5 protein-coding genes are annotated in these 5760 nt (G+C 70.7%); 3 read left to right on the plus strand and 2 right to left on the minus strand.

Features of this window, described 5'->3' with window-relative positions:
• The 3 genes from VF665_RS20760 to VF665_RS20770 all read left to right on the plus strand — a co-directional run.
• Nucleotides 1-1446 (plus strand): ATP-dependent helicase (locus tag VF665_RS20760; protein ID WP_331055377.1); only part of this gene is annotated, 1446 nt, incomplete at its 5' end.
• On the plus strand, nucleotides 1443-2279 hold the full coding sequence (locus VF665_RS20765; protein ID WP_331055378.1) for a hypothetical protein: 837 nt from the start codon (nucleotides 1443-1445) through the stop codon (nucleotides 2277-2279). The genes VF665_RS20760 and VF665_RS20765, both read left to right, overlap by 4 nt.
• Nucleotides 2280-2471: 192 nt before the next feature.
• Complete coding sequence (locus tag VF665_RS20770) at nucleotides 2472-2714, plus strand: hypothetical protein (RefSeq protein WP_331055379.1); 243 nt, start codon at nucleotides 2472-2474, stop codon at nucleotides 2712-2714.
• 1004 nt (nucleotides 2715-3718) lie between these two features.
• Here the strand turns inward: VF665_RS20770 and VF665_RS20775 are convergent.
• Together VF665_RS20775 and VF665_RS20780 are read right to left on the minus strand one after the other, a co-directional pair.
• Complete coding sequence (locus tag VF665_RS20775; protein ID WP_331055380.1) at nucleotides 3719-5443, minus strand: M28 family metallopeptidase; 1725 nt, start codon at nucleotides 5441-5443, stop codon at nucleotides 3719-3721.
• Between the two features lie 94 nt (nucleotides 5444-5537).
• On the minus strand, nucleotides 5538-5760 hold a 223-nt coding region (locus VF665_RS20780), incomplete at its 5' end, for a hypothetical protein (protein WP_331055381.1).

The raw sequence follows: 5760 nt of genomic DNA on the forward strand, positions 1-5760 counted from the left end.
CACAACGTGAACCGCAAGGGCAAGACGCTGCGGACGGACGCCGCGGCGGGCGAGCGCATCACCCTGGTGGAGGCCGCGGACGAGGCGGACGAGGCGCGCTGGGTGGCGGAAGAGATCCAGGCGCGCATGGCGGACGATCCGCGCCTCTCGCTGCGGCACTTCGTGGTCCTGTACCGCACCAACGCGCAGTCCCGCGCCATGGAAGAGGGGCTGCGCCGCGAGGGAATGCCATACCGCGTCATCGGCGGCACGCGGTTCTATGAGCGCCGCGAGGTCAAGGACGCGCTCGCCTACCTGCGCCTGGTGAGCAACCCGGCCGCGGACGAGGCGTTCCTGCGCATCGTCAACGTTCCCCGCCGCGGCATCGGCGACGCCTCGGTGACGCGGCTGGCGGAGCACGCGGCGTCGCGGCGCATCTCCCTGCTGCGCGCGGCCGAAGAGGCGGGTGCGGTGGACGGCATCCGCGGCGTGGCGGCCCGCGCGCTGCCGGACCTGGCCGCGCTGGTCGCCAAGTACGCCGCGCTCGCCTCGCTCGAAGGGGTGGAGCTGGACCAGCTTCTGCGCGAGCTGGTGATCGAGTCCGGGCTGGTGGAGGCGCTCAAGGCGGAGGGTCCGGAAGGCAAGGACCGCCTGGCCAACCTGGACGAACTGATCGCCGGCGCCGCCGAGATCCAGCGCCGACTGGCGGACGAGGACCCCGAGCTGATGATGGAACTGGAGGAAGCGGGGGAAACGTCGCCGCGGCCGCTGGACCTGTTCCTGGGCCACGTGGCGCTGGTGGCGGACGTGGACCAGCACGATCCCACGGCCGACGCGGTGTCGATGATGACGCTGCACAACGCCAAGGGACTGGAGTTCCCCTTCGTCTTCATCACCGGGCTGGAGGACGGGCTGTTTCCCCTCATCCGCGCGTACGACGAGCCGGAAGACCTGGAAGAGGAACGGCGGCTGTTCTACGTCGGGGTGACGCGGGCGGAGCGCAAGCTGTATCTGGTGCACGCCCGGCGGCGGCGGCGCGGGGCGCAGTACATGGACAGCGCGCCGTCACCCTTCCTGGAGACCGTCCCCGAGGAGCTTACGGAAGCGCGCAAGACGCCGCGCATTCTGGAGCGCTCGTCGTCCTGGTCGCAGCCGTGGAAGCAGGGAAGCTCGTACACGTCGCGCCGTGAGCGGCTGTTCGGCGGGGATTCGGCGTGGGGTGGGGGGAAGGGCGGCAGGGGCGACGACGGTGATCCCGGCTACCAGGTGGACTACGCCGATTCGCAGGACGCGCCGTCGCTGCGTAAGGGCGCGCGCGTGCGCCATCCCACCTTCGGGTCTGGCACGGTCAAGGAACTGACCGGCTACGGCAACGACGTGAAGGCGTCCATCGAGTTCGATTCGGTGGGCCGCAAGACCGTGGTGGTGCGATACGCCAACCTGGAAAGCGAAACCGATTGGGATTGAAGACGTACCTTCTGGCCGGGTGGGCGGTCGTGCTGCTCGGGTGCGCATCCCCCGCGCGGGCGGACGCGCGGGTACCGGCATGGAAGAACGAGGGAGTCGAGATGGTGGATGGGCGTACGGGTACTCCCGGGCCGTTGGCCGCGCGGAAGGGCGTGGCGTCCGGCGGCGCGGCGGCGCTGATGGCCGGCCGCGCACGCCCGCTGCCGCCCGTTCCCGGCGACCGCCGCGAAACGGTGTTCCTGATCCACGGAATGGGGCGCACGCCGCTCTCCATGCTCCTGCTGCGCCGCCGCCTGGAGCGCGACGGCTACCGCGTGGTGAACTGGGGATACTGGCGCACGACGGGTTCGGTGCGGGAACTCGCCTCCATGCTGGCGCGCGAGGTGGAGGAGCAGCGCGGGGACGCGGCGGCGATCCACTTCGTGGGGCACAGCCTGGGCAACATCATCGTCCGCTGCCTGCTGGCGCACGAGGACGTGGGTCCGGTGGGGCGCATCGTGATGCTCGCGCCGCCCAACCAGGGCTCCGCCAAGGCGGACCGGTACGCCTCGCTGGTGGGCTGGCTGCTGCCGATGATCCACGAACTGCGCACGAACGCGGAAAGCACGGCGCGTACGCTGCCGCTTCCCGGGGACGTGGACGTGGGCATCATCGCCGGCACGCTGGACCGCAAGGTGCGCGTGGCCGAAACGCACCTGGACGGCGCGCGGGACCACGCCACCGTTCCGTCCGCGCACACCTTCATCATGAACCGCCACGACGTGCACCGGCTCGTCGCCCGCTTTCTGCGCGACGGCGCCTTTTCGGCCAGCGACTCGCCATCCACTCGCTGATCCGCGTTTGATCCTCTGGGACGAAGGCCGGCCGCTCCGCACGGAGCAGCCGGCCTCTTCCGTTGATCTGCGTCACGCCAGAAATGGCGGACCATTCACGGTGACAGCATCTAAATCCGACGTTATCTTGATGAACCACGGCGCGGCGAGTGTCGCGCTGGATGAGATCAACGCCTGAAGATGGAGCCTGTCATGAGCAAGATGAAGCTGGAGGTCGGCGCGCTCGAGGTGCAGTCGTTCGACGCCGCCACGGTGCCCTCGGCGCACGAAGGAACGGTGAACGGCCACGCCAAGCCCCAGACGCAGGGCTGCGGCTCGGAAATCGACGCCTGCCCGTCGTCGCTGGGCTGTACGCTCTTCGGTGACTGCCCGACGGCGCTCTGCGACACCACGGTGGAAGGCGGCTGCTACACCTCGCCCGAAACGGGCTGCTGATCTCAGCGCTCCCGTCATGGAAAAGGCCGGCGGCTCACCCGAGCCGCCGGCCTTTGCCGTCCGCTGACCGGGACAATCGCCGTGCTCCCACGATGCGGGTGTGGCGGGAGAGGCTGGAGCACGCCGCGCCGGACTGCCGCGCGGCGGATGCTTCGGGCCGGGATTCTTCAGTCCCGCATGAACGCGGTGCCGGGGAAAGCGCAGCGCACGCTCCTTCAGAATGACGCCCCAGCGCCGAGGTGCACGGCCATCCGGGTTGATGGGGATGGCGTCGCACCGGCAGCGACATGCAAAGGCTCGCGCGCCGTCGATCCGCCCCGCCGCACAGTAGACCAGCACCACAGGTTGCCTTGTGCCGCGGAGTATGGGTGTCATTCTGAGAGAGGCGCCGCGCCGCACCGTCCGTCACCCCAGAGCCTGGCGCCGACCGAAGAATCCCGCGCCACCGCATCCGATGCACGCCAGGTTGCTCGCCGCGCCCGGAGGCTGCGGGTGCGGCGAGAGAGGCGGGAGCACGCCACGCCGGACCGTGGCGCGGCGGACGTTTCAGTCCGGGATTCTTCAGTCGCGCATGGATCCGGCACCGGGGATAGCGCGGCGCACGCTCCTTCAGAATGACGCCCCCAGCGCCGAGGTGAGCGGCAGGCCGCCGGTGGAGCGGAGGTGCCGCGGCGGGCCATTGCGACACGCACGCCCGTTCTCACGGGCGCAGTAGGTCCTCCGTCGGCGCCAGAGTTTCGTGCAGCTGCGGGTGCCTCCGGCGCCTCCTCAGGATGGCAACGCGTTGTACTGCAATCAGATACACGCGTATGGGCCTGTCATCCTGAGGGAGCGCGCGACGTACTCTCCGCCTGCCGAACCCGTGCGCGACCGAAGGATCTACCATCCGCCGAGCGAACGTCGCGACACGCACGGCAACCGCCGCAACCATCCGTACCACGAAAAAGCAGAAGCCCCCTTCTCCGGGCCGGGAGAAGGGGGCTTCGTGGTTCACACGGCCGCGCTTACTGGCGGCAGGGCGCCTGCGGGCCGGGGCCCGGCTTGTCGACCGTGAGACGCGCATCGCGGTTGGCGATCTGCACGCCCAGCGCGCTCACGAAGCGCGCCACGCGGGCCATCTTCTCGTAATCGATATACTGCGGCTCATCCGTGAGCATGTGGTAGTCCGGATGCCCGCCGGTGGTAAAGAACGTCACCGGGATGTTGTACCGCGCGTAGTTGGCGTGGTCCGACCGGCAGTAGATCTGCGCCTCGTGGCCGGTGGCGTCCATCGAATAGTCAAAGGTGAAGCCGTGGCTGCCCGTGCGGTTCACCTCTTCCACCAGATCGCCCATCTGCGTGGACAGGCGGCGCGATCCCACCAGCTGCAGGTAGCCCGGCCCGCCGTTCTCCACGTCGCCCGCGCCGCCGCGGCCGATCATGTCGATGTTGAGCTGCGCCACGATGCTGTCGCGGTTCACCGTGGGGTGGTCCACGAAGTACTCCGAGCCGAACAGCCCCTTCTCTTCCGCCGTGTGCCACACGAACAGCATGCTGCGGCGCGGGCGGGTAGACATGCCCGCCATCTGCTGCGCGATCTCCAGCAGCCCCACCGTGCCGGAGCCGTCGTCGTCCGCGCCGTTGAAGATGGAGTCCACGCGCGGACGGCTCACCCGGCGCGCGCTGTCCAGCGCCGCGCGAAGGCGGCCCGCGATCTCCGCCGTCATGCTGTCCGGCTCGCCCTCGGCGCCGCCGCGGCGCAGCAGGCGGTTGAAGATGGCCACCGAATCGTGGTCCACCGCGTCGTGCGTCATTCCCACGTGGTCATTGTGCGCGCCCAGGGCCACGTACTGGCCGCGCATGCGCGCGTCGCTGCCCGGAAGCACCGCCACTACGTTGCGCGCCGGGAAGGGCGTGGGCCGGGTGGACCAGGTGAAGCCGCCCGTGGCCGTGCCGCCCGCCTCGCCCATCTGCGCCTGCGCCAGCGGCTTGCCCAGCAGCCGCTCCGCCACCGCCGTGGTGACGATCATCCCCGCCGGGGCCGGCCTGGCCTGCGGCTGCTTGCCGGCCATCTCGGTGCGCGCCTCGCCAAAGAAGTCGCGCAGGCCCTCGGGCGTGATGTCCAGCGACGCGATGGCGATGCCCGCCGCTTCGGCGTAGCGCTCAAAGGTGCGGCCGCCGGCCCAGAAGGCGAACGGGGGAGGCCCGCCCTGCTGCGCCGCGCCCATGGAGAACACCACCAGCTTGCCGCGCGCCTGCTCCGGCGAAATCATGGACGCCGCGTCGCCGATGCGGCCGCCGTACACCACCGGCACGCCGGACGAGGCGTTGAAGCGTTCCGAGAACACCAGGAAGGTGCCGTAGCGCGGCAGGGGGATGAAGTCCGTCCCCGCGCGGAAGGTCTGGCCGCCCGCGCTCAGCGTGGCGTTCTCCACCCCGATGTTCACCAGCGGCACGGTCTGAAAGAAGGTGCCGTTCTCGCCCGCGGGCTGCAGCCCCATGCGGCGCGCCTCAGCGGCGATGTAGTCCGTCCCCATCACGTTGCCGCGGGTGCCGGACTCGCGCCCCATCATGCTGTCGTCGGCGACGATGTACAGCCGCGTGCGCAGGTCCTGCGGGGTGATGGCGCTGGTGGTGGGACGGGCGGTGTGCTTCAGCGGCTCCTGCCGGCCTGCCTGCGCCTGCGCCGGAACCGCGGCCAGGGCGGCCGCGGCGCAGGCGAGCGCCGCCACACGGGTGTTGGGTCTCACGTACGAACTCCTGGATGGGGACGAACGGGCGGAGGGCCGGCCGGCCCTCCGCTGGAACTGCATGGGACGATCAGAAAAGGCCGGCGGATGGGGATCAGGCGCCGGCCGCCGCGGGCGTGGCCGCGGGGGCGATGACCGGCCGCGCGGGAACGCGGGCCAGCGCCTCGGCCTGGGTGCGCGCGCCGCGCAGGACCCGCAGCGCGGACTGCAGCTGGGCGTCGCGCCCGGCGCCGCGCAGGAACGCCGCGTCCTCGCCGTACACGTAGCCGGCGATGCGCGACTCGATCAGCCGGTCGATCAGGCTGGCGCCCGCGTCC

Origin of the sequence: Longimicrobium sp., assembly GCF_036387355.1 — a bacterium.
In the GTDB taxonomy this organism is placed as follows: Bacteria; Gemmatimonadota; Gemmatimonadetes; order Longimicrobiales; family Longimicrobiaceae; genus Longimicrobium.